This window comes from Nostoc sp. CCY 9925 (assembly GCF_963920935.1).
In the GTDB taxonomy this organism is placed as follows: domain Bacteria; phylum Cyanobacteriota; class Cyanobacteriia; order Cyanobacteriales; family Nostocaceae; genus Nostoc.
On the sequence record NZ_CAWUDO010000002.1, the window covers coordinates 92,225 to 115,644 of the forward strand.

At 40.1% G+C, this 23,420-nt stretch carries 20 protein-coding genes; 9 read left to right on the forward strand and 11 right to left on the reverse strand.

What is annotated here, in order from left to right:
- Positions 1–50 precede the first annotated feature (50 nt).
- Positions 51–1,256: an ATP-binding protein gene (locus ACM0OY_RS01585; RefSeq protein WP_414567145.1), complete on the reverse strand. Its 1,206-nt coding sequence runs from the start codon at positions 1,254–1,256 to the stop codon at positions 51–53.
- 505 nt (positions 1,257–1,761) lie between these two features.
- On the opposite strand from ACM0OY_RS01585, the gene ACM0OY_RS01590 reads away from it, so the two are divergent.
- The 4 genes from ACM0OY_RS01590 to ACM0OY_RS01605 all read left to right on the forward strand — a co-directional run bounded on the left by ACM0OY_RS01590 (position 1,762) and on the right by ACM0OY_RS01605 (position 5,410).
- Complete coding sequence (locus ACM0OY_RS01590; protein WP_414567146.1) at positions 1,762–2,487, forward strand: class I SAM-dependent methyltransferase; 726 nt, start codon at positions 1,762–1,764, stop codon at positions 2,485–2,487.
- A 545-nt stretch (positions 2,488–3,032) separates the two neighbouring features.
- Positions 3,033–4,112 (forward strand): M4 family metallopeptidase, encoded by a 1,080-nt coding sequence (locus tag ACM0OY_RS01595; protein WP_414567147.1) that lies wholly within the window; start codon positions 3,033–3,035, stop codon positions 4,110–4,112.
- Positions 4,113–4,230: 118 nt separating this feature from the next.
- Entirely contained in the window at positions 4,231–4,530 is a 300-nt protein-coding gene (locus tag ACM0OY_RS01600) for a protealysin inhibitor emfourin (RefSeq protein ID WP_414567148.1), read from the forward strand.
- A gap of 55 nt (positions 4,531–4,585) precedes the next feature.
- Positions 4,586–5,410 carry an alpha/beta fold hydrolase gene (locus ACM0OY_RS01605; RefSeq protein WP_414567149.1) on the forward strand — a complete coding sequence of 275 codons (825 nt, stop codon included), beginning with the start codon at positions 4,586–4,588 and terminating at the stop codon, positions 5,408–5,410.
- A 3-nt stretch (positions 5,411–5,413) separates the two neighbouring features.
- On the opposite strand, the gene ACM0OY_RS01610 is transcribed toward ACM0OY_RS01605, so the two are convergent.
- On the reverse strand, positions 5,414–6,883 hold the full coding sequence (locus tag ACM0OY_RS01610) for an amidohydrolase family protein (RefSeq protein WP_414567150.1): 1,470 nt from the start codon (positions 6,881–6,883) through the stop codon (positions 5,414–5,416).
- Between the two features lie 117 nt (positions 6,884–7,000).
- Between ACM0OY_RS01610 and ACM0OY_RS01615 the strand changes: the two genes are divergently transcribed.
- Positions 7,001–7,795: an aspartyl/asparaginyl beta-hydroxylase domain-containing protein gene (locus ACM0OY_RS01615; protein ID WP_414567151.1), complete on the forward strand. Its 795-nt coding sequence runs from the start codon at positions 7,001–7,003 to the stop codon at positions 7,793–7,795.
- Between the two features lie 158 nt (positions 7,796–7,953).
- Here ACM0OY_RS01615 and ACM0OY_RS01620 read toward each other — a convergent pair whose 3' ends face one another.
- From ACM0OY_RS01620 to ACM0OY_RS01630, 3 genes are all read right to left on the reverse strand, one after another.
- Complete coding sequence (locus ACM0OY_RS01620) at positions 7,954–8,742, reverse strand: superoxide dismutase (RefSeq protein WP_414567152.1); 789 nt, start codon at positions 8,740–8,742, stop codon at positions 7,954–7,956.
- Between the two features lie 564 nt (positions 8,743–9,306).
- Positions 9,307–9,657, reverse strand: a complete 351-nt coding sequence (locus tag ACM0OY_RS01625; protein ID WP_414567153.1) for a phage holin family protein — start codon at positions 9,655–9,657, stop codon at positions 9,307–9,309.
- A gap of 1,290 nt (positions 9,658–10,947) precedes the next feature.
- Positions 10,948–12,078 carry a site-2 protease family protein gene (locus ACM0OY_RS01630; RefSeq protein ID WP_414567154.1) on the reverse strand — a complete coding sequence of 377 codons (1,131 nt, stop codon included), beginning with the start codon at positions 12,076–12,078 and terminating at the stop codon, positions 10,948–10,950.
- 504 nt (positions 12,079–12,582) lie between these two features.
- Here ACM0OY_RS01630 and ACM0OY_RS01635 point away from each other — a divergent pair.
- Complete coding sequence (locus tag ACM0OY_RS01635; RefSeq protein WP_414567155.1) at positions 12,583–13,761, forward strand: hypothetical protein; 1,179 nt, start codon at positions 12,583–12,585, stop codon at positions 13,759–13,761.
- Between the two features lie 113 nt (positions 13,762–13,874).
- On the opposite strand, the gene ACM0OY_RS01640 is transcribed toward ACM0OY_RS01635, so the two are convergent.
- Positions 13,875–14,555: an S-layer homology domain-containing protein gene (locus ACM0OY_RS01640; RefSeq protein ID WP_414567264.1), complete on the reverse strand. Its 681-nt coding sequence runs from the start codon at positions 14,553–14,555 to the stop codon at positions 13,875–13,877.
- A gap of 262 nt (positions 14,556–14,817) precedes the next feature.
- Here ACM0OY_RS01640 and rpiA point away from each other — a divergent pair, with 262 nt between their 5' ends.
- Positions 14,818–15,528: a ribose-5-phosphate isomerase RpiA gene (rpiA, locus tag ACM0OY_RS01645; RefSeq protein ID WP_414567156.1), complete on the forward strand. Its 711-nt coding sequence runs from the start codon at positions 14,818–14,820 to the stop codon at positions 15,526–15,528.
- A 212-nt stretch (positions 15,529–15,740) separates the two neighbouring features.
- On the opposite strand, the gene bchE is transcribed toward rpiA, so the two are convergent.
- From bchE to ACM0OY_RS01660, 3 genes are all read right to left on the reverse strand, one after another.
- A complete protein-coding gene (gene bchE, locus ACM0OY_RS01650) occupies positions 15,741–17,345 on the reverse strand; it encodes a magnesium-protoporphyrin IX monomethyl ester anaerobic oxidative cyclase (protein WP_414567157.1) in 1,605 nt (534 codons plus the stop codon).
- A 369-nt stretch (positions 17,346–17,714) separates the two neighbouring features.
- A complete protein-coding gene (locus tag ACM0OY_RS01655; RefSeq protein ID WP_414567265.1) occupies positions 17,715–17,918 on the reverse strand; it encodes a hypothetical protein in 204 nt (67 codons plus the stop codon).
- Positions 17,919–18,068: 150 nt separating this feature from the next.
- The gene (locus tag ACM0OY_RS01660; protein ID WP_414567158.1) at positions 18,069–19,265 is read right to left on the reverse strand and encodes a glycoside hydrolase family 10 protein; all 1,197 of its coding nucleotides are present in this window, start codon (positions 19,263–19,265) and stop codon (positions 18,069–18,071) included.
- 411 nt (positions 19,266–19,676) lie between these two features.
- Between ACM0OY_RS01660 and bchI the strand changes: the two genes are divergently transcribed.
- Both bchI and ACM0OY_RS01670 read left to right on the forward strand, forming a co-directional pair.
- Positions 19,677–20,801 carry a magnesium chelatase ATPase subunit I gene (bchI, locus tag ACM0OY_RS01665; protein WP_414567159.1) on the forward strand — a complete coding sequence of 375 codons (1,125 nt, stop codon included), beginning with the start codon at positions 19,677–19,679 and terminating at the stop codon, positions 20,799–20,801.
- A 122-nt stretch (positions 20,802–20,923) separates the two neighbouring features.
- Entirely contained in the window at positions 20,924–21,220 is a 297-nt protein-coding gene (locus tag ACM0OY_RS01670) for a hypothetical protein (protein ID WP_414567160.1), read from the forward strand.
- 47 nt (positions 21,221–21,267) lie between these two features.
- Here ACM0OY_RS01670 and ACM0OY_RS01675 read toward each other — a convergent pair whose 3' ends face one another.
- Both ACM0OY_RS01675 and ACM0OY_RS01680 read right to left on the reverse strand, forming a co-directional pair.
- Entirely contained in the window at positions 21,268–22,356 is a 1,089-nt protein-coding gene (locus ACM0OY_RS01675) for a DNA polymerase beta superfamily protein (RefSeq protein ID WP_414567161.1), read from the reverse strand.
- Between the two features lie 30 nt (positions 22,357–22,386).
- Positions 22,387–23,223: an Rpn family recombination-promoting nuclease/putative transposase gene (locus tag ACM0OY_RS01680; RefSeq protein WP_414567162.1), complete on the reverse strand. Its 837-nt coding sequence runs from the start codon at positions 23,221–23,223 to the stop codon at positions 22,387–22,389.
- Positions 23,224–23,420: the final 197 nt, after the last annotated feature.

Sequence of the window (23,420 nt, forward strand, 5' to 3'; positions counted from 1 at the left end):
GATGGGTTAGCGGCGATCAGATCCGCGACTTCTTCAAGAAGTTGGGGATCTCAGACCTCAGAATTAATGGGACAGACCACTAATGGCAAAATCACCGTAAATGTAGATCCTTTTCCTAACTGTGAATCTACTTTAATTTCACCATACATTAACTGAACCAACCGAGACACTATAGCTAAGCCTAATCCCGTACCATCAGAACTTTGCACTTTTGGAGCAGTTACTTCACGAAAATAGGGATTGAAGATTTGTGTTTGAGCATCTGGGGAAATACCAATACCACTATCAGTAACTGAGATAGCCCACTGCTGTTGAGATATCGTCCAGCACTCCAAATGAATTGAACCAGATTCTGTGTAGCGAATGGCGTTACTCAGCAGATTTGTCAGAATTTGCTGAAACCGGAGGGGATCTATAATAACTTCACTTGGGGCGCGATCGCATTTAACAACCAAGGATAATTCTTTAGCGCGTCCTAGTGGTTCAATCATCTCCATAACTGAGTTGATTAAACTACGCACATCGGTTTGAGTGGGCTGCAATTTCATCTGTCCGGCATCATAACGCGAAATTTCCAGAGTATCGTTAATTAACTGGACAAGAAGTCTCCCACTCTTGAGAACTCGCTCGATACTTTCAAGATTTGCATAGGTGTCTCTGAGTTCTGGCTGTTGACGCTGCTGGCGCAAAAATAAGTCTGCATAACCGATGATTGAAGTCAGAGGCGTTTTCAGTTCATGAGCCAAATGAGAGAGGCTTTCTTTACTAGCACGAACCAAACGAGTTAGCTCTTGGTTAGTCAACCGCAACTGACTTTGGAGTTGTTTCAGCTCTTGTAATCGTCCTTGAGTATAACTGTTAAAGCAACGGGCGATCGCTTCATCAATTACTGTATCAATTACGCGAACGGCTCTCAGTACTTCTTGTGCAGATCCCTGCAATAAATCTTCTTCTAAAAACGAAAAAATCACAAACCGGAGTAAACGATACTCTCGCGCAATTTCCCCTGGCTCAAATCCTTGTTCAGCGCGGAGTGTACCGTGTTCCAAACTTGCATCTACTACTGTGTGCAAATCGCTGATTGCAGATTCAGAAAGTACTGTTGCTAATGCTTTCAAAACGCGGGGTAAGCTATCCTTTACAGCCTTGAAAGTCAGTTCTTGAGTAGCTTCAATTTGTTCATCTTGGTAAACCGCTTCTACCCATTGATCGATAATGGCATCACTTTTGTCAATTAGAGTCTGACTAAAATCCATTTTTTGCCCAACCAAAGACAGTCAGCGCCAAGCCCCATGCGCTAGAGGTAGCTTAGTGCGTTTAATGTCAAGTTCGCAACTGACGGAAGATAGAGGTTAGTGAAAAGACAGCTTCTTGCTGAACTAATCAGTTGAGCTTAGTCACCTTAAACACTGTGTTGTTGCAGACATAATACAACAACTTAACACTATTAAAATTGTGATTCTATTTATATAGATATTTTGTGCAAAGACTCGATTAATCACGTTTTTGAGTTTTTATTTTACGAACATACCAACAAAAACTTGGATTGTTATCTGTTAAATACTCTAAGTTTCTCTATGTGATACAGCAGCTAAATAGGGAAAACTACAACTTCTAAAACTTCGATCGAGTATGTCCAAACCTCTAGTTAGTCAATATCGCACAGAAGTATAAAAAATTATCCAATATGGCGGTTCACATAAAGAAATATCGATTCAGGATGATTAATATAGATTAGTGTGTCTATTTGTTACAATCCCCATGCAAAATGTATTTCCTGGTGAAGTATTCGCTAACACTGATGATTTTGACACTGGTATTCGCCAACTATTACCGCGATACGATGAGATGTTGGAGGTAATTACCCGCTGTCTACCTTCCAGGAGTCGGCGTATTTTAGAATTAGGTTGTGGTACGGGCGAACTTAGTATAAAGATACTCAAACTTTGTCCAGATGCCGAAGTAATTGCCTTAGATTACTCGCCTCGAATGCTACAATTTGCCCAAGATAAAATCACAACAGCAGGATATGAACAACGGTGGACTGGTATAGAACTAGACTTTGGCGACTGGGCAAATAATCCAGAGAAGTTTGATATTGGTAGCGAATTTGATGCTTGTGTTTCATCTTTAGCAATCCACCATCTTCAGGATGAAATGAAGCTGAAGTTATTTGAGCAAATTGCTGCTAGCCTGACTCCAGAGGGTTGTTTTTGGAATGCAGACCCGCTTCTACCAGAATCACCAATCTTAGCAGAAGTTTACAAAATGGCAAGAGAAGAATGGGCAGTTCAACAAGGAATTAATTTCACAGAAATTGGTGCCAAACGTGGCACTAGCAGTACTCAAGGTTATTCTAGTCAAGATCGGCTAGCTAGTTTAGATGTCCATTTACAGATGTTAACCACAGCTGGATTTCAGACAGTAGGGGTACCTTGGAAATATTACGGGTTGACAGTATTCGGTGGCTGGCTGCAAAAATTTTAGATTTTGGATGCCAGGATTTGGGATCGATAAAAGGTTCAGATTCCCTACTTTTCAAATAAGTCGGGAATTTTATTATTCACAAATTATTAAGTAATAATATAAAAGTCACCTTTGATTTTTAAAATTATTTGCATAGTGCGCGAAAGGCGATAGACAAGAAGGCTTTTCAAGTTGTAGCTAGCTTCGCAAAAATCAAATAGGAGTAAGATAGTAACAAAATGGCAATAAATAATATTATTGGCGTTAAGAAGAACTATTATATAAACGCATTAGTCTAGAAGTAGTGCTGAATTTCGAGTTCTGAGTGCTGAGTGGAACCTCCTAACTTTAGTTAGGGGATTGAACAAGGAACTTGTCTGTTTAGCAAAAGTACCCCATGAGGGTACTGTACATACTCCACAGACTTATCTGAAAATACAGAGTAGAAAATTTGCTTGCGAAAAGACACCAGGGGCACAGGATTAGATTCGTTTTTCTGCTTTTTTATAAAGTGGAGTTAAAGCCACTGTTTGCCATCACTTAGTTTCAAAAGGAGAATATCTTGGATGGCTCGAAATAACAAGAAATCAGCCCGGTTTAAGCATGAGCATCCACTTTACTCTAGATGCCCAATTTGTTGTATTGTCCCGCCCCACATGCTGGAAAATGTTGTAGTGAATGGGAATCCTGAGCAACGGAATTGGGCTTTCCGTACATTAAATCTTTCGGCACAGCTTCGCGGACGGAGAGACATCATAGGTAGTATCTCCTTTGCGCCTTCTCCCGGTGAGAAGCAGCGCACCATCTACGATGCTAAAAGTGGGCAGCAACTTCCTGGTACGCTGGTGCGTAGTGAAGGCGATCCTCCCAGCAGCGATGTTGCAGTGAATGAAGCCTATGATGCTGCTGGTGCTACTTATGACTTGTTTTATGAGATATTCGATCGCAATTCCATTGATGACAAAGGTCTGCGTTTAGATTCCACGGTGCATTATGGCGTCAAATACGATAACGCCTTTTGGAACGGCGACCAAATGGTTTATGGTGACGGTGACGGAGAACTGTTTCAACGCTTTACAATCTCAATCGATGTGATTGGGCATGAGTTAGCTCATGGCGTAACTCAGTACGAAGCCGGGTTACAGTATTATGGCGAACCAGGGGCACTGAATGAATCGTTTTCTGATGTCTTTGGTGCTTTAGTCAAACAAAAGACCAAAAATCAAACTGCACAAGAAGCAGATTGGATTATTGGCGAAGGTCTTTTAGCACCCACTGTCAAAGGTGTTGGTATCCGTTCCATGAAAGCACCAGGAACGGCATACGATGACCCAGTACTAGGTAAAGATCCCCAACCAGGGCATATGAAAGATAAATATACTGGCGTTGAAGATAACGCTGGAGTACATATCAACTCAGGAATTCCTAATCGGGCCTTTTATCTAGCGGCTGTTGAAATTGGCGGCTATGCTTGGGAAAAAGCTGGTAAAATCTGGTACATAGCTTTACGCGATCGCCTGCGTGCCAAAGCAGATTTTAAAAAAGCTGCCAACGTCACCATTCAAATTGCTGGCGAACTCTACGGTAATGACAGTCATGAGCAGAAAGCCGTGCAGAACGCTTGGCAAAAGGTAGGGGTTATGTAGTAGAGACGCGATTAATCGCGTCTGTGTGCTATTTGTTGTTGCTAAACTGGGAGATAAGAATTCTCATCTTCCAGTCTTTGCATTTCTCCCACTCAGTAGCACAACGGAGAGCATAAAAATGCGGATATCGTTTGAACGCACGGGCGGCTTTGCTGGAATTAGCAAGAAAACAACGGTTGATACAGCCGAACTTCCAGCAAACGAAGCTAACACCCTTCCGCAACTAGTGGAAGCTGCTGATTTATTTAGGCTACCAGAACGAATTACCTCGCCTAATCCCCAGAGCGATCGCTTTCAATATAAATTAACAGTGGAAGATAACGGTAAGGAGCATACGGTGACTGTTAGCGAAGCAGCATTACCAGGAACTTTAAGACCCCTGATTGAATGGCTACAAAACATAGCACAAAAAAGGTAATTCGCTAAAGAAGTTAAATCAAGGCTGATATCAATCCTAAATTTATCAGGGTGCTATGAATAAACCAATCAAGCGAGCTTTTTTAGACACTGAAGATGGACAAATTCTTTATCGAATTGGTGGTGAGGGAGAGCCTTTGTTACTACTGCATATGAACCCCCGCAGTAGTGATGAATATAGTGAATTAATGTCGATCTTACTAAAAAATTATCGCGTGATGGCGATGGATTTTATAGGTTTTGGTGATTCTGACAAACCACCAAAATTGTATTCAGTGGTAGACTATGCTAAAACGGTTATTGCTCTGTTAAATGAGTTAGGTATTGAAAAAACAAACATCCTGGGAAATCATACAGGAGCTTTCGTCTCTGGAGAGGTAGCTGCGGCTTACCCAGAACGGATAAACAATTTAATTCTGTGTAATATTGCTGGTTTTGGTGAGGCTGGAAAAGCAGATTTAATGAGACGATTTCAGCAAGGGTTCGTCATTAAAGAAGACGGTTCTCACTTGATGGAAAGATGGTTAGCCCGTTCCAGATACGTAGGTTCTGCTGATTTGAATCATCGTTGGGTTTTAGATGATTTGAAATGTTTTGGTTATCCTTTGTATGCAGTTTGGGCAGTAGGAAATTACTGCATGGAAGCGGCAGAAAGGTTTACTTTAATCAAGTGCCCTACACTTATAGTCTGGGGAATTGATGATGTAGAAGAATTTGAAAAATTAGGTTTAGCACCAGCAAAAGACCGATATTTTCTATCACAAGCAATTCCCCACTCTAAGGTTGTGGAGTTGCCAGGTGGAACCATCTGCATGATGAACCAAATACCTGAAGAAATATCAAAGGTGGTTATAGAGTTTTTGAGTAATACAAGTGTTTAAATTCTATGTTCTTTTTAAATAGCGTCCAGTAGGTGAACCTAAAACCTCTCCATTGTTATAAATTAAATTTCCCCGCAAAAAGGTACTTTTTACTTTTCCAGTTAACTCCATCCCTTCAAAAGGTGTATAACCTTGTTGTGATTCAGAATTTTCTGCATGTATCACAAAGCTTTCATTGGGGTCTAGCAATACTAAATCTGCGTCATAGCCAATAGCAATGTCACCTTTTTCTAATAAACCAAAGCGCCGCGATGGGTTCCAAGATAGCAACTTAGCCATGTGGTTGTAAGACATTCCCCGCTTACTACCTTCACTAAATACACCAGAAAGTAAATATTCTGTACCGCCAAAACCAGATTTTGCTAACCAAATATTATTCGGGTCTTTAGCACTCCTTTTTTGTTCAGCAGAACAACAAGCATGGTCGCTAACTATCCAATCTACTTGGTTGTTAAGTACTGCTTGCCATAAATATTCCACATCACCACGGGGACGAATCGGTGGGTTTACTTTTGCCCAAATTGTATTAGGAGTATCAACATCTAATAGTAAATGTCCCACAGTAACTTCTCGGCGAAAATTGATGTGAGGAAAAGCAGTTTGCATAGTCAAAGCTGCTTCCATTGCCTTACGTGAACTTAGGTGCAACAAATTAATATTTGCACAGTTAGTTTCGTGTGCCAAATAAGAAGCAATGCAAATTGCTAAACCTTCGGAATGAGGAGGACGTGCCGCACTGTAAGCGTGGAGTCCGCTAAGACTAGAATCATTTTCAACTAATTTGGTGTAAGCATTAAGAATTTCTGCGACTTCGCAATGCAAACTTAAGCTGATAGTATCTCGCGCTTGTGGATGTTTTTCCATCAAGCGAGTTAGACCGCGCATAATAAATTCAAAATGGGCGAAATCGTACCTTTCCTCTTTATTAATCATCAAAAAAAGGTTTTGCTGGTCTGACAAGCCATGCAACCCATAGCCACCATAAAACATGAAGATTTTAAAGGAACATACACCGTGTTCCTCAAACAATAAAGGTATTTCGTCAATGTGCTGGCTGGCTATAGGTGCAATGTGATAGCTGTAATCAACAAAAAAATTATCTGCGGATAAAGCTAACACCTCTGGGAAAAAATTTTGATAAGAACCACCTTTATTGAGATAATACTGGCCTGTACGGATGTAATTTAGGCTAGTAGTCACGCCTCCCATTGCTGCTGCTTTGCTTTCAGTGACAGCATCTTTGTCAAGGGGTTGATAAATACCGATGTGCATGTGGGCATCCACGACGCCAGGAAAGCCCAGCAAGTTTTTGGCATCAAACACCTCTTTAGCTGTGTCTGGGCTAATATGAGAAGCAATCTGAGCAAATTTCCCATCTTTAATTCCTAAATCAAGTAGTTCGATAGCATCATGATGGGGACGAACTACCCGCACATTTTTGATAACTCGATCTAATAGGGGAGTTTCAGACACAGTAGGCCTCACACTAAAATGAGTTTAGTTAGGAATTTACACATCGTACTGGGACAGAGACTAAATACCATCACCATGTAACAGTTTTTTATGAAATCATCTTCAGGAGTAAAGACAATGGAAAGTTTTAATGAATATCATTTAGACCCAGAGCAATTTCCTTTTCTAAAAGTTTTTGTAGATAAATGGCAAATAATTAGAGACGAATTTACATACTTTATTAAAAATGCATCTCATGAAGAATTAAAATTTACTTACGATGTTCTTGGCCCTAAAAATAAAACGATTAAAACAAAGGGAAATTCAAAATACAGTGCTTTTGGCATTTTATTCCAAGGACTTTTTGTTGATAAATATATCCAAATCTATCAAATAAAATATCCTGATTTCCAGTCAGATGAGGCATCAGAAAAAGCACTTGCATTAAGAGAAAAATATTTCCCAAATTTGGCTAAGGTAATAGAAACAGTTAATTTTCAACATGATGAAATCATCAGAAATGTCTATTTTGGTACATTTCATCCAGGCTTAGATATCAAACTACATGTGAACTATAACCCTCACATGAATCGTGGCTATTTAGGATTAATTGTGCCAGAAGGAGATGTGGCTATGAAAATATGCCACGAACAACTTTATTGGCATGAAGGAAAAATTATGGTTTTAGATCACAGCTATCCACACTGTCCGCATAATTACACTGATTATGATAGAACTGTTTTGGTTATAGACTTTTTTAAACCGGATCAACCTAGAGAGGAAGTGATGCGATTTGAAAAAGAGCAAGTTACACAACGTATGGAAGACAATCCTTACAGCTTGGGTGTTTTTGGTAAAAGCGATAAAGCTGAAGTTGAAGATTTTATCAAGTATGGTTTAGCTCATCAATTAGAGTGGGATAAAGCTTTATAGGGATTTCCAAGTAATAAAATATCCTAATATTTCTTGTAGGATAGGCTTCTCGCCCGTCCTCTGAACTGGGCGGGCTAGAAAGCTTAACTCACTATTTGTAGCAATTTATTTCTTGGAGTTATCCTAGTGAATCTGCATAGCGATCGCTTTTAATATTTCTACTGTGATGAGAGTTGCGATCGCCTGTTAATTTGTGGCCAATTCACCACGTTCCACCAATTATTTAAATAATCAGCACGACGGTTGCGATATTTTAAGTAATAAGCATGTTCCCACACATCATTGCCCATAATCGGATATAAACCCTCCATAATCGGATTATCCTGATTGGCTGTAGTTACAATCTGGAGTTGATTTTGGGGGTTACGTACTAGCCAAACCCAACCACTACCGAAGCGACCTGCACCAGCAGCGTTAAACTGTTTTTTAAAGGCATCGAAACTGCCAAAAGTTTTGTTAATTTCTTGAGCGATTGCTCCTGTTGCTTCTCCTCCACCTTGTGGACTCATCAGTTGCCAAAAAATCGTGTGATTCAGGTGACCACCAGCATTATTACGCACCTTTGTGCGAATATTTTCAGGTACGCTGTTCAAATCTAGTAGTAAACTTTCAACACTTCTTTTTTGCAAATCTGGATACTGCTTCAATGCATCATTTAAGTTGTTGACGTAGCTAGCATGGTGCGCGTCATGATGCAATTTCATTGTTTCAGCATCAATAGCTTTTGCTAGCGCCCCAAAAGCATAAGGTAATGGTGGTAATTGTGCCGGAGAAGCGCTCAGCGCCCTATTAGGATAAGCTACAGAAAGAAGCGATCTATCAGTTGTTGTTGGTGTTGTTGCCGGTTGTGCTTCAGCTATGGGTACTGGATTGTAAGAGTTTAGCAGAATTGCCAGCACAATTGTTGTGAGAACACAAATTATTGTTTCTCGCCAAAATTTTATCATAAATTATTGCCTCAAAATAAATATTAGTAATTTGTAATCTAATGATTGAGTGTTGCTTTACAACCCAATCAATCTAGATATATGTCTTATATCATAATCTGCCTAATTACAGAGCAAAAAACCTGTTTTTATCTCGACATCTTATCGCCGCTGGGTCTTTCTCCCAATCGTAACTATGCAACTTGAAAGCAGATTGCCGATTCAACAATAAATGATCGAGGCATTAGTGGTGAGAATTCAGATGTCCTGTTAAAACTAGCAGATATATACAATTCGGATTTGCACAAGGTAGTCACGTCGCTTTGCTCCGAATTCAAAATTCAAAATTAATGATTCCCATAAATAAATTCATTTGCTCTGTATCCTTTGCATTTTCGTTCACTAGTCCAATTTTGCACTGATTAATTAAAATTATTATATAGGACTAGTATTTGATTTTTGAAATTACTCGTAGAGGCAGGGAACAGGCAATAGTGAAGAAGGGGATTAGAAGTGTACGGATTTTTTTCAGAAATCAAACCGGATTCCTATATTTTGTTTGTCATTCAACAATACTTAATTGTTTTAGGTAATTCTAGCTACAATATTCAATAAAATAGAATTAATAATTGCCAAAGCAATTGAGCCACTTAATGCGCTCCAAAAACCCCACCTCAAACGAAAACCTTCTACTAGATAAGCTGCCAAGGCAAAAATAATTGCATTCAAAATAAAGAAGAATAAGCCAACAGTAAGGATAATCAGTGGAAAGGTAAATAAACTGAGTATTGGTAGCAAAATTGCATTTAAAATTCCGAAAACTACCGCAGCGATCGCCGCTTTTTTAAAACTATCAATTTCTATACCCAAAGGTAATTTAGAAATAATCAAAAAACTGATAGTGGTAATTAACCAAGTTAAGAGAATGTGAAACATAATTACTTCTCGAATTATTTATATGAGTCCATAACTTCACTCTCAAATCAGCTTCAGTAATATTTATTACCCGAAATTAACTTAGGTGTAATATCCAGCAAAGTTTTAGAAAATCATTCCCCGAATTTTAGCATAAAAGTATTTACATTTTCTGTCTCTTGTATAATTTATGCCCTTAGATATATAGCTCTAAATCATAAGCAAAACTCTTGGCAGATATAGGTAAAATTTTATTTTGGTAAACCTATAATTAAAAGCTTGTAAATCTTGTGTTGTAGCTTTCATCTGATGTACTTAAAACTCTGCCATCATTTTCAGTTAATTAAAACACAAGGGGAAAAACCTAACAGTTAACACACTTACTTACCTAATGTCTTAATATGTAAATCTTTAAATATAGAGAACATGGAGTATTTTTGAAGTAAGACTTTATAAGTCAGAATTTATAAAAATTAAGGCATTAAAGACGAGAGCAAAAGGTAAATAATATGTATGATAATCAAATCCTGCAAAGAACTGTAGCATCCAATAGAAATTTACATCGGGTAATCCAGAGTGAAGTTAACAAGGAGCAAACACCAACGAATCAATTCACTATCCCTGATATGGCTATATCTTTATCGCCTCTTGGATTTATCATAGGTTGGGTAGTTTTTTTGCTAATGTTGCAAAAAATCAGATCGTTTTTAAATTATAAAATGATTTTTCCCATTAATAGTTCACACAAAGTTCCTTGTAAAAACTGTCGATTTTATTCAAACAATAATTATATCAAATGTGCGGTAAAACCTTCTATTGTTCTCACTGAGGAAGCAATGAATTGCTCTGAATATTCACCCAATAACAAGAAATTTTGCTCAAATAAATTTCCATGACATGAAGAAATTTAGTAAAATAATATCCTAGTATTAACTGTTAAATTTCAGATATTGTTTACTTTTATAAATCTATAATTCTGCAAAGAAACTAACAATATAACTGGAAATTTAACAGACATTTTCCATATGCTAAAATCCAGCATAATTAAACATCAAATCAAATCCTATAAAGCTGATACATCAGATTTTATCTAAGAGGTTGTTTGAGAAGTATTAAATATTTCGCTTGATCCCCCCTAGCCCCCCTTAAAAAGGGAGGAATTAGAATCAAAGTCCCCCTTTTTAAGAGCGATTTAGGGGGAGCTATAAGTCTCGAATACAACACCAAAAAGTTTTCAGACATTCTCTAAGCTGTACGGTATTTTTTCAGGCAATCAAAACAAACTATTTGATTTACCAACTCTTGCTGTCTTCACCGTATCTGCGTGCCTAAATCTCGCTGGCGCTGTAGCCAATGTGCTACATCATTAGCAGTGATAATGCCTTTGAGTGAACCATTTTGAGTCACTAGGACGCGACGAATTCCTGATTCTTGCATTTTTTCCAAGACCTGAGACATTTGTTCTTCTGGACGAACAGTAACTCGTGTATGCATAGGAATCATCGTATCTCTAACAGTGCGATCGCCCCATTCTTGGCGCGGCACATCCTTGACTTCATTTAAAGTAATAATACCAACAGGATGGGTATCTTCAACTACTGGGAAAGACTGATAGCGGCGGCTAAGCAAATATTTATCCACTAAATCTTGCAGGGTCAGGTCAGTATTTACAGTTTCTGGATAGGGAGTCATGATTTCCTGCGCCTTGACTCCTTCAAGACTTCTACGGATCAAAAGCTCCTCATAGCCAGCTTCTGCGGCGTTGTATAAGAACCAACCAATCAAAATCAACCACAGTCCACTCAACAGGGCTGAACCAAACAACTCCCAGAAACCAAGGGCAATCAACACATATGCTAACAATTTACCCCCCATCGAAGCGATTTGAGTCGCTTTTTGTTTGTTGCCAGTATACTTCCAGATAATCGAGCGAAAAACGCGACCGCCATCTAGAGGGAATCCAGGCAGCATATTGAAGATGGCGAGGATGAGGTTAATAGAGGCCAGGTAAGACGCAACACCTGTAACAACAACACTCCATGCCGCAGTATTACCGATATACCAAATTAAGCCAAACACAGCAGCCAGCACCAAACTGGTAAGAGGCCCCACAATGGCAATTTGGAACTCATCATCAGGACGTTCAGCATCCATACGAGTGCGCGACACCCCACCAAAGATAAACAGAGTGATACCTTCGACAGGAATTCCTTTAGCCCTAGCAACAAACGAGTGAGAAAGCTCATGAGCCAGCAGCGAGGCAAAGAACAGAAGCGTTGCTACTAGACCCATACCGAAATAAGTTGCATTGCTAAGTCCTGGATAGTTGCTTGGAAATAAACCTGAGCTTAATGTCCATAGAACCAGGAAGACAATCAACAGCCAGGACAAATCTACTCGGATTTCAAACCCGAAAATAGAACCTAAGCGAAAACCTTGCATATATTCCTCTTGATTTAAAGCAATTTTTTCTATAAAAACTGTTGCGAAAAAAAGAAACAGGTCAGCAATACTAAATCACCAAAAGCATAGAAAATCACAATTCTTGCTTCCTCTGGCAAACGATAGATGTTGAGAAATACAACCAGAACAAGCTTTTCACTAAATACTGCTAGACAAATTTTGTAATAGTCCTTTACAAATGAAAACCCAGCCTCCAATCCCTACTCCCTTTTTCCATACGCTGCACAAACCGCGTGCTAATGGCTACGCCAACATCAAGAATGAACAAAATTGTGTGGACACAGAGAACACAGAGTTAAAACGTAAATTTTTGACTACTAGATGTCAATTGCTAATGACCAATAAGTTCTTGAGAAGTTAGGATGAAATAGAGCATCCAACTTCAGTTGAGATATTTGCTGACCAAGAAAGCAAAAACATCAAACAGCAACAGTGCTTCCGTCAATTTTTAACCATTTCGAGTAAATATCAACTACTAATCCCATGCCAAAGCGTCATTATCCTCCCGCCTACTTACGCTATCTCAGAGCCAGGTTATGGAATCTAGGGCGACCTGGCTTTTGGGTAACTGCAATTTTTTTATCTGTAGTCGGACTAGTAACCTGGGAATACTGGTCAAACCCAGATATTTTCGTTTATAAGCAAAAAAAACAAGTCGCTTCACAAAAGCCTGATGACTCCTCCCTGTCACAAGAAAACAAAGCTATTGCAGCGGATATTGATAACTTGCCAGCCTTGTTTAATGACTTTGATGAAGCAGCTCTTTCACTAACAACAAATACCCCCAAGGAAAACACTGATAAAAAAAAGAGCAAAGGCTTATTAGACGATTTAATTAATAAACAAAAGTCTCTTAGTGATAGCAAATTAAAACCTGTTAATTCCGAACCGGCCCCAGCTATAAAAAATCCCTTTATTGCACAAACAGAAAATTTATTGCGTACTGGGACTGTTGATAGCAATAGCCAGTTTCTCGGTCTCAAGTCCTTTAGTGGAATGTCTGAAACAGAAGGCGAACAAACATCTTCTAGTTTCGGGGTTAGATTAACTAATCAAACTAACAAGAATCAAAATTCTGTTTCCATTAGCCCTTTGCAAGCAGCACTCAACGAATCGACAAACCAGAAGTTGTCTGGCTTGAATGAGACTAATGCTACTCAATCAGATGCCTTAGGGCGAGTCTCTGATAAAGGAACAACGCCGATACTACCGTTAAACAGCTTATCCAGCCAAATACCAACTACTGGGTTAAATTCTGGGACAGGCTACACCTCAACGGGTACAAACTTGCAGCCAAATCCCTACAGTAGTTTAAATGGTAGTCAACCACTAGTAGCGCCTTCAGTCAACTCTGTTGCACCTTACTCTAGCCAGAGTCCGAATCAAAGTGTTGTTGCACCCACAAATCCTGCGGCATATGGGAATTATGGCTTGCAGCAACCGACGCAAGTACCACAGTCTACTTACGGCAATTATGGCTTGCAGCAACCGACGCAAGTACCACAGTCTACTTATGGCAATTATGGCTTGCAGCAGCCAACGCAAGTACCACAATCTACTTATGGCAATTATGGCTCGCAGCAGCCAACGACACGACCAAATTCTACTGCCTCATATCTCCTAGATATTCTAGAAAAACGTAGAGGTCAGAATCAAAGGTGATATTGTTGACTGTTGATTGTTAGCAGTCAATGAACCTCATGAGTGACTGGATGATTTAAAAGCGTAATAGCTTAACGGGTATTTTACTTCTGAATTCTGACTTCTGAATTCAGCTAAGGAGATGGTTGGCTATTTGGAATAATCGGAACCTCTGGTGTTTCAGGTTGTTGCTTTTGGCGTTGCAAATATTTACTCAAAACATAAGCCATATCCCCACGGGTTACGGGTCGTAATGGGGAAATATTGTTTTGAGCGTCTGTATTTAGAAATCCCTCAGTAACTACAGTAGCGATCGCTTTTCTTGCCCAAGATGGGATAGACTTTTCATCTGGATGTGCAGCCAGAATTTCATCAACAGCATCATCGGGAAACTGAAACACACCATAAGCCTGGGCGAAAATTGCCAGAGCTTCTGCCCTGGTTACCTTTTGGTTAGGAAAAAATTGATTTCCTCGATAACCTTTCATGATGTCAGTTTTTAACACCGTTTGTATATCATTAAATGCCCAATGAGACCGAGGAACATCTGGAATCGCTAAATTTTCTTTGTTAACATCTTGTCTTTTATCTAAGCGAAATGCTTTCACCATAATCGATGCTAATTCTGCTCTACTAACTAACCTTTCTGGATAAAAATTACCATCGGAAAAATTTGTCATCCATTTAACAGCAACTACCTGTTGAATAGAATCAGATGGTATTCCCGAAGTTGCTTCTGGCACTTGAGCCTGAGCAATTGCTGGCAAGTTTTGTAGTAGTGCTACTAAAGATAAAGTAATTGAAAGGTGACGCATCATAATAACCACTTTTAGCTTTAAAAAACTACGTTACTGAGATTGAGGCAAATTTTGGTGTTTCTAATAACCAGTAACTCACCTAGTGACGAATTTAGATTCATCAATGTTGCGTAGCTACATGCGGTGTTTGCTAGCTGTGGCAGCTTGTTTGGGTCATCCAGGAAGTAGGAATCAGCAAAAAGTTGTTTTTTAGCTTTCATCTTTTGGTGTTATCTGACCACTACTATGGACTATAGTCAGTTTTTCAGGAGTTTTGGGAATGAGCGCAGCAGCAGATCCCGTAAAGTTGATGAAGCAAGAAGTTGGCAAAGCCGCCGCCGCTTTAGTAAAATCAGGTTCAATTGTGGGGTTGGGTACGGGGTCAACTACAGCATACACAATTCAGTATTTGGGCGATCGCCTCAAGTCTGGCGAACTTAAGGATATCATTGGCATACCCACCTCGTTTCAGTCAGAAGTGCTGGCAAAGGAGTATGGTGTTCCTCTTGCCACCTTGGACGCTATTGACCACATCGATATTGCCATTGATGGGGCAGATGAAGTCGATCCCCAGAAGAATCTGATTAAAGGCGGTGGTGCAGCACATACCCGCGAAAAGGTCGTAGATTACCTAGCAGAACAGTTTATCGTCGTCGTGGATGCTGGTAAGTTAGTAGACCGCTTGGGTTCTAGTTTCGCTGTACCCGTGGAAGTGATTCCAATGGCAATTACTCCTGTAACCAATGCCATTAAAAAACTTGGTGGTAAACCAGAACTCCGTATGGGTGTCAAAAAAGCCGGCCCAGTAATCACAGACCAAGGAAATTTTGTTTTAGATGTCAGATTTGACTCTATTGAAGATCCAGCCAATTTAGAAAAGACATTGAATAATATTCCTGGTGTTTTGGAAAATGGGATCTTCGTTAACTGCGTCGATTTAGTTTTAATTGGTGAAGTCAAAGATGGTCAGCCAGTAGTGCGGCAACTGTAAGGGACTTCCAAGTAAAAAAATATTCCATAGAAGATTGTTGACTGTTGACTGTTAACTGTTAACTGTGAACAGTCAACGCTTTAACCCAATACGCTTGGGTTGAAGGCTGTACAAAATTGTGGGTTTTACCAGACGCGATAAATCGCCGTCTCTACAAGTGTTTTGGTCTTATTTGAACTGTATTGGCCTATTCCCTGCCATATTCAACGCGGCTACTTTTTGGAAACTTGTTCTTCCTCAACAAATTCTGGCAGTTCATTGGGTGCGCCACAGGCAGAAATATTACCTGTAAAATTTACATCCGCCATCAGTTCTGGATGTTCCTGCTGGCGCTGGGTGATTTGTTCGCGGGTGAGAATCTTCGATTCATCAAAACCAAGCTCGATTTCGGTGTGTAAACCTTTGTACTTAACTCGCTTGAGGTTGTAAAAACGTTTGTTAAGAGTAGTTTTCACAAAAGCTTTCAAGCAACCTAAAAGATACTTGCGCTTAAAGGGATCTTTCACAAACCAGTACTCAATAGTTTTGCGGAGGTAAAAACGAGCATAGTTTCGCAGTACTCCTTTGAGAACATCCTCCCGTTCCATTGCGTCTGGTTTCATGATTGGCGTCACAAAGTTATATTGAGAGTAATCGCGAACTTCTACGCGATCGCCTAAATCTTCAAATAACTCGGAAAATGGCCAAGGTGTAAACATATTCCAGTTAGCCATGTCTGTTTTCCAATCCAAAGCCATCTGATAAGTTTGCTCAATTGTTTCTGGAGTTTCGTTTTCCAAACCCATAATAAATTGTGCCTCAGCAACCATGCCATTTTGCTTTAACAGCTGAATCGCCCGCTTGTTTTGTTCGATAGTCGTTTCTTTACGGAACAAATTCAACTTTAACTGTGCTGCTGCTTCTGTACCCAAGGAAACATGAACTAGTCCGGCTTTGCGGTAAAGCGGTAATTCTTTTTCATCCCGCAATATATCTGTCACCCGTGTATTGATTCCCCAGTAAACACCCAAATTGCGTTCAATCAATTCATTGCACAGGTCGATAAATTTCGGTTTGTTGATGGTTGGTTCCTCATCAGCAAGAATGAAAAAACCAACTTTGTGTTTTTTCACCAAGATTTCAATTTGATCGACAAATTTCTTGGGGCTTCCAGAACGATATTTGCGCCAGAATTTCCACTGGGAACAAAAACGACAGGTGAATGGACATCCTCTTGCATAGTTGGGAACCGCTACCCGCACGTTGAGAGGGGTATAAATATATTTTTTCCAATCTAATAGATCCCAATCTGGGGTTAGGGTATCTAAATCAGCAATGGGCGGATGGGCTGGTGTAGCGATGACTTGCCCATCTTCTAGGAAAGCAATCCCTAAGATATTGCGGCGATCGCTCTCTACAGTACCATTAGCGATCGCATTCATCAAATTAACTGTAATCTCTTCCCCTTCTCCCCGAATAATATAATCTACCCAAGGAGCTTCATTAAGAACTTCATTATACATATAGGTAGGATGAACCCCACCCATAATTGTCTTGGCTTGGGGACAAACTTCTTTAACTATCTTCAGGGTTTTTTCAGATTGATAAATCATCGGCGTGATTGCTGTTGCCAACACCACATCCGGCTGATGCTTGGCAATCATCTTTGCTAAAGCATCATCAGCAATATAATCGGTCATGGCATCAATAAAGCAAATATCGCTAAAGCCAGCTGTCTTCAGTGCTCCGCCAACATAGGGAACCCAACTTGGTGGCCAATTTCCAGCGATTTCTGCACCACCAGAATGATAATTGGGTTGAATCATCAAAATCCGCATAATCTACCTCCTAATTCTTACCAGAGGACTCAAAAATTGAAAATATTCCGCTTGCAACAGCTTTGCTTTTACAAAATTCCCAACCGAGAAAGATTTATGGATAAATATTTGCTAATTGATGTGAGATAAAATAAATATGCAAAAACTTACCAATTAAATTGCTGGTAAAAATTTCTCATTTTGCAATATTTACCTTTTAAATCACTGCATTAATTCATTTTATAACTATAAAGCTATTTATTTTTAGTAGTCAATAAATTTTCAGAAAATTTAATGTTCAGACACGAATATCAATTTACATTCAAGCTGCATAGAAAAGAGCTTCAATAATAATGTCATAGGAAGTTAAAGAAATAACACCCTCTCTTGTCAGATTACTGATAAGCTCATGGAGGCGATCGCTTCTGGCAGCTTCGTTAATTTATTGCCGCTTAAATTCAAAACCTCCAACCATTCTAGTTCAAACACCTGAGCAGGAATCTTTGTTAATTTTTCCTTGTCATCATTACTTAAATCTAATTTTTTAAGCTTTTTCTCTTTCGCTTCGCGGATTTTTTCACTATTCCATTCAATTGAAAACTGCTTTAGTACGAAAGAATAGTGTTTTTAAACCTCTCCCTGCTTCGGGGAGAGGGATTTTTCAGAATCTATCAAACTCACCTACAGTTAGTATTTCCAAGCAATATTAATGATGAGATTTACTAAGCACCTCAGCAAAAAAAGTTATTCAACTCTGGCGCGGAGTGCAGGAGATGGAAAAAGGTTTTCAAATGCTGCTTGACGCTCATTTAAGGGTTCTGGAGCATAGTTCCAAAGACTTTCATAATAAAAGAATGTTACACCTAGACCCCGTTCTTGGGCAGCCCGCACCTGAGACTTAATTTGTTGCATTGGGACTGGATTATTTCGTAAGCCTGTCATAATCCCAACTCCAGTGGGAATGGTTTGTTGCGCTTCTTGAATTTCTGGACGAGAAATATTTGCGATAAAGCTTTGCAAATCCGGACGATAAATTTGCACAATTAACTCGTCTACAATATCTTGCCGCATCCAACTAAGCCAATCTTGGAGGTGGAACTTGTAAGCAAAGTCATAGTAATTAGGAGCAACCGAGAAAATCGCCTGGGGTTTTCTCTGCTTCACTGCTTGGTTAAGTTTGACCATGAAGGCGGTAATTTTATCTGCCCGCCACTTTACCCATTCCGGATCTTCAGCATTCGTCGGGGGATTGTTCTTTGTTTCTTTGCTGTACAAGGCAACTGTATATGGATCGTAGCCAAATTCGCGGGGCAAACTCATGTGATCGTCAAACTGAATACCATCGGCATCATATTGAGTGACAATTTCCAACACGAGATTGGTGATGAATTGTTGCACTTGTGGATGGAAGGGATTGAGCCACATCACCTCACCAGCCGCGCTGATGGAAGTTTGGCTACCATCGCGCTTTTGTGTGAACCAATCTGGATAATTCAGTGCAAGTTCCGACGTTGGGGGCGCCATAAATCCAAACTCAAACCAGGGAATTGCTAAGAGTCCCTTGCGATGGGCTTGGTTAATGAGGTCAGCGAGAATATCATGTCCATCTGAACCTCTATGGACAAAAGGTTGAATGCCTGCGCGTTGTGCCGTGGTGCTAGGATACATCACATAGCCAGAATTCCAAACCACAGGATAGATTGTATTGAAGTTCAGCCGTCGCAGATGATTCATGGCATCTTGCACTTTGGCGCGATTCTTCAGGGTGTCAAAATCATTGTTCGTCATCCAAACCCCGCGAATTTCCTGACGGGGTAGCTGGGCAACAGCAGGGGTGAAGCTATCTACCAACAATACCGTGATAAAGGATATTAAAATCAGTAGCGGGAAAATATATTTAAGTTTTCGTCGCCAACCTCGAACAAAAAAAGTTGATTTCATAGGTTTGAATGATGCATTAGCTACCCACACACGCCATTGCTTGCTTTTGTGATTCAATCTACTAGTCATATAGTGTACAAGCATTTATACTCACTAAGAAATTGACCGATTGGTAGTTGTTTGTTCCCTGTGTATGGAACTTTTGCACCAGAAAAACTAAATCAAACTTACGCACATTAAGAAAGTTGACGTAGCTAGTAGTCATTAGTGCCTGGGTACTGAGGATTGGGGATTGAGCATTGGGTATTGGGAGAAGACGCGATAAATCGCGTCTCTACATGAGGGTTTTAGATTTATCTGAAATGTTGTATTGCCCCAGTCCCCAATCCCCAGTCCCCACTCCCTATTCCCCAGTCCCCACCTGTGTCACAATAAAGAACTGTAATCAGAAAAATATTGTTAGGTAATTTAGTGAGTCCAACTGCTCAATCTACGGCAAGTGCGCGTCGCGTGGTGTTTCCTTTTACGGCAATTGTCGGCCAGGAAGAGATGAAACTGGCGCTGCTGTTGAACGTGATTGACCCCAAAATTGGTGGTGTCATGATTATGGGCGATCGCGGTACCGGTAAATCCACAACTATCCGGGCGCTGGCGGATCTGCTGCCAGAAATCTCTGTGGTTGCCAATGACCCTTTTAGTAGCGATCCTAGCGACCCTGACTTGATGAGCGATGAAGTCCGCCAACTGTTAGAACAAGGGGCAGAAATTCCCGTAGCTCACAAAAAAGTCCAAATGGTAGACCTGCCGTTAGGAGCTACAGAAGACAGGGTTTGCGGCACCATCGACATCGAAAAAGCTTTATCTGAGGGTGTCAAAGCTTTTGAACCAGGACTCCTGGCAAAGGCAAACCGGGGCATTCTTTATGTGGATGAAGTCAACTTACTAGATGACCACCTTGTAGACGTGCTACTCGATTCCGCCGCCAGTGGTTGGAACACTGTAGAACGGGAAGGCATTTCAATTCGCCACCCAGCACGTTTTGTTCTTGTGGGTTCTGGAAACCCAGAAGAAGGCGAACTGCGCCCCCAACTACTCGATCGCTTTGGGATGCACGCAGAAATTCATACAGTCAAAGAACCAGCCTTACGAGTACAAATCGTCGAACAACGGGCGGAATTTGACCAAAATCCTCCAGTATTTCTCGATAAATACAAACCTGAGCAAGAAGCATTACAAGAGACAATTGTCAATGCCCAGCAACTGTTACCAGAAGTAAAAATTGACTATGATTTGCGGGTGAAAATTTCTGAAGTCTGCTCTGAACTGGATGTAGATGGTTTACGGGGTGATATTGTCAGTAACCGCGCCGCCAAAGCTTTAACAGCATTTGAAGGACGCACTGAAGTTACAGTTGACGATATCCGCCGCGTGATTACGCTATGTTTGCGTCATAGACTGCGGAAAGACCCGTTAGAATCAATTGATTCTGGCTACAAAGTCGCCAAAGCTTTTAGCCGCGTCTTTGGTGTCGAACTCCTAGAGGATGATACTGCACAAAAAAATGGCACAGGTCAAAAGTTAGGAGTTAGAAGTTAGGAGTGGGAGATGGGGAGATGGGGAGAATAACTTTTAACTCTTAACTCTTAACTCTTGTACAGACGCGATTCATCGCGTCTACTCCTAACTCAGCACTGGGCACTCAGCACTCAATACTGACTATGAGATTTTGGTATTTTTGGTTCAACAGCTTTATTTTATCTAGCCAATACAACCCGCCCCGGTTTGTAGAATTATTGATGCTGTTTTTAGCGATCGCCATGCTAGCAACAGCGACTATTTTACCCGACAGACCATATTTAATTTTAGGCTTGAGCTTAGTAGTTGGGGCATCTATTTCGATTTTAGTGCGAGAAGCGATCGCCCCCTCACCCCAAACACGAATTACCCAAGTCACAGCATTACTATTACTAATTATTAGCCTTTATGGCTTTGCTGATTTAATGCACACTCTCTAATTAGTCATTTGTCAGTTGTCCTTTGTCCTTTGCAAATGACTAATGACTTACCAATTTTGCATTTCCACTAATTCTATACACAAATCATTAATTTGCTCTAAATCGGGTTTGTGAGGTAGGGCAGATTGTTCGTAAACGATTTCCATTTCGGCAACTAAATCTTCTGCCATTTTCATCACCTGTTCATAGGAATAATCACCCTTGAGGATAGCTTTTAAATCATCAGCATCACCCGCTATTCTCCTATCTACAATCACTTCTCCTTGACGCAATATTTCTAGTCCACTGCGTAACAATCTAATGCAGTGCATCCCATGTTTGAGGTCAAAACCTGACTTGAGTTCCATTTCTGCTCTAGCCGGATTTCTATTTTCCTGCCAAGATAAGTAAGCTTTCCATTCTCTTAGGGCTGTTTGATAACTTTGACTTTTCTGAAGCAGGCGGATAAAATCTTTACGGCTATTAGTTAACTTTTGAGTATATTCTAAAGTCTCATCGGGTAAAGTATATTGTTTTAACACTCCTTTAAAATCAATATCTGCTGTCAGTAATTTGTATAGCTGCTCAGCTTCTTCCAAAAACTCAATTCTTCCTCTAATTAAGTTATAAAGATATTCCAAAAAAGCATTTAGTTCATCTTTGGTTAGTGTTGCTTCCTCTTCTATGCCAAAGTCAGATGGGATTGGCTTTTTTTGCGGTGGCTTTAATAACCACTTGCGATGACTTTCCATTTTTTTGATTTGAGCAAAGGCATAACCAGTGTAAGTATGCTTTACCTTTTTGCTCAAAAATAATTGTTTATGGCTAATTAAATGCTGTCCTACTGGGGTTAGAAAAGGATAGTTATTTAACCAGAGTAATTCTAAAACATTGGGGTTAGCTCCCGATAATAACTGGAGGATTTTTTTTAATTCATATATAACTGTATCTTTGTTGTTATCTATAAATGAAAATATTCCTGGCTCGTCCCAACCAGCATCTTTTTGTTCTATGCGATCGAATCCCAAATAGTACCTTTTCGGTGCGATAAACACTCCGCGATAATCCAAGTCGGAATCTGGACGATTTAAACCATAGCCGTGGCTACCTGCCAAACCAATGAAAATAGTTCTTTGTTCAATTTCTATTCTTTTCATATCAATGGAGTGTTAATGATGATCTTTGTGCTAGTGTAATGCACTAAACCAGGCTTCTAAATCTGCTTGAGCCTGAAAATCTAGCAAAGCTTCTCCAAGGTTTTCTAATTGTTCTAAGGAAAGAGTTTCAATACGTTCTAGCAGTTGTTGAGGTAATTCTCCCACCCGCCGAGTAAGTTGACGGAGAATGAGCGATCGCTCTCGCTGTTCTCCCCGTTGTTCTCCTCGTTGTTCCCCTTCTTCGAGAATTTCTTGATAAATTACTGACTCGCGCATCATACCCTCCCGAAATAATTGTCGAATCAAGTCCTTTTTGTATTTTAATCCCGCTAAGATTTGGGTGTAAGCGGAAATTTCGGGTTGTTGTTCTGGCTGAAGTTGATTGACTCGTTCCACAACTTGTTGTAACAAGGTTTGGGGTTGGGTGGTTGCTGTTAGTGGTGCTAAGGGTAACAACGCTGGGTCATTAAGAAATAGTTCGGGATTTTCCTCCCACATGCAAATTACACGATATTCGTGACGGGTGGTTTCCACGCTGAAGGCAGTTTCAATTATTGTTTCTGGTGCAGGGGGAAGTAATAATACGACAACTTGCGTTATGGGTAGGCGATACAAACGGTACAAGCGTACCCAATAATCGAGCATCCGCAGGGGTAGCGGTGGTGTGGATTCTAGTTTGGTTTGAAATTCCAGGTGGAGAATGCGTCCCTTTAACTGTAGAAACGTGACATAATCGGCACGAATCGGTTCAATGCTTAATTCGGTTTTGAGGACTTTCACAGAAGTCTGCGCTGTACCCAAAACCCAACTAGCAAAATTGACGGGATGTTTTTCGGAAAGCAGTTTGCACAGGTTATCAAAGGACATTGATAATAGATATTCATCTCACAAGGCTTTGTTATGATCTCGTGGGAAGTGGTCTAGTGGTCGATTACGTCTCAAAGAAGTGAGGAATCTAACTTTTCACGAATGATGTAAAATTTCTATATTTGCAGGTATATATCAAAATAAACACTCTACGAATTTATATTTCTCGAAAACTATATCACTCATATATCCAAGTT

Coding starts and splice junctions, on each gene's coding strand:
- bchE (WP_414567157.1), bottom strand. CDS start 17,345: ATGCGGATTTTGATGATTCAACCCAATTATCATTCTGGTGGTGCAGAA.
- ACM0OY_RS01625 (WP_414567153.1), bottom strand. CDS start 9,657: ATGTTTCACATTCTCTTAACTTGGTTAATTACCACTATCAGTTTTTTG.
- ACM0OY_RS01670 (WP_414567160.1), top strand. CDS start 20,924: ATGAGATTTTGGTATTTTTGGTTCAACAGCTTTATTTTATCTAGCCAA.
- ACM0OY_RS01595 (WP_414567147.1), top strand. CDS start 3,033: ATGGCTCGAAATAACAAGAAATCAGCCCGGTTTAAGCATGAGCATCCA.
- ACM0OY_RS01680 (WP_414567162.1), bottom strand. CDS start 23,223: ATGTCCTTTGATAACCTGTGCAAACTGCTTTCCGAAAAACATCCCGTC.
- rpiA (WP_414567156.1), top strand. CDS start 14,818: ATGAGCGCAGCAGCAGATCCCGTAAAGTTGATGAAGCAAGAAGTTGGC.
- ACM0OY_RS01630 (WP_414567154.1), bottom strand. CDS start 12,078: ATGCAAGGTTTTCGCTTAGGTTCTATTTTCGGGTTTGAAATCCGAGTA.
- ACM0OY_RS01605 (WP_414567149.1), top strand. CDS start 4,586: ATGAATAAACCAATCAAGCGAGCTTTTTTAGACACTGAAGATGGACAA.
- ACM0OY_RS01640 (WP_414567264.1), bottom strand. CDS start 14,555: ATGCGTCACCTTTCAATTACTTTATCTTTAGTAGCACTACTACAAAAC.
- ACM0OY_RS01675 (WP_414567161.1), bottom strand. CDS start 22,356: ATGAAAAGAATAGAAATTGAACAAAGAACTATTTTCATTGGTTTGGCA.
- ACM0OY_RS01590 (WP_414567146.1), top strand. CDS start 1,762: ATGCAAAATGTATTTCCTGGTGAAGTATTCGCTAACACTGATGATTTT.
- ACM0OY_RS01585 (WP_414567145.1), bottom strand. CDS start 1,256: ATGGATTTTAGTCAGACTCTAATTGACAAAAGTGATGCCATTATCGAT.
- ACM0OY_RS01635 (WP_414567155.1), top strand. CDS start 12,583: ATGCCAAAGCGTCATTATCCTCCCGCCTACTTACGCTATCTCAGAGCC.
- ACM0OY_RS01600 (WP_414567148.1), top strand. CDS start 4,231: ATGCGGATATCGTTTGAACGCACGGGCGGCTTTGCTGGAATTAGCAAG.
- ACM0OY_RS01620 (WP_414567152.1), bottom strand. CDS start 8,742: ATGATAAAATTTTGGCGAGAAACAATAATTTGTGTTCTCACAACAATT.
- ACM0OY_RS01615 (WP_414567151.1), top strand. CDS start 7,001: ATGGAAAGTTTTAATGAATATCATTTAGACCCAGAGCAATTTCCTTTT.
- ACM0OY_RS01660 (WP_414567158.1), bottom strand. CDS start 19,265: ATGAAATCAACTTTTTTTGTTCGAGGTTGGCGACGAAAACTTAAATAT.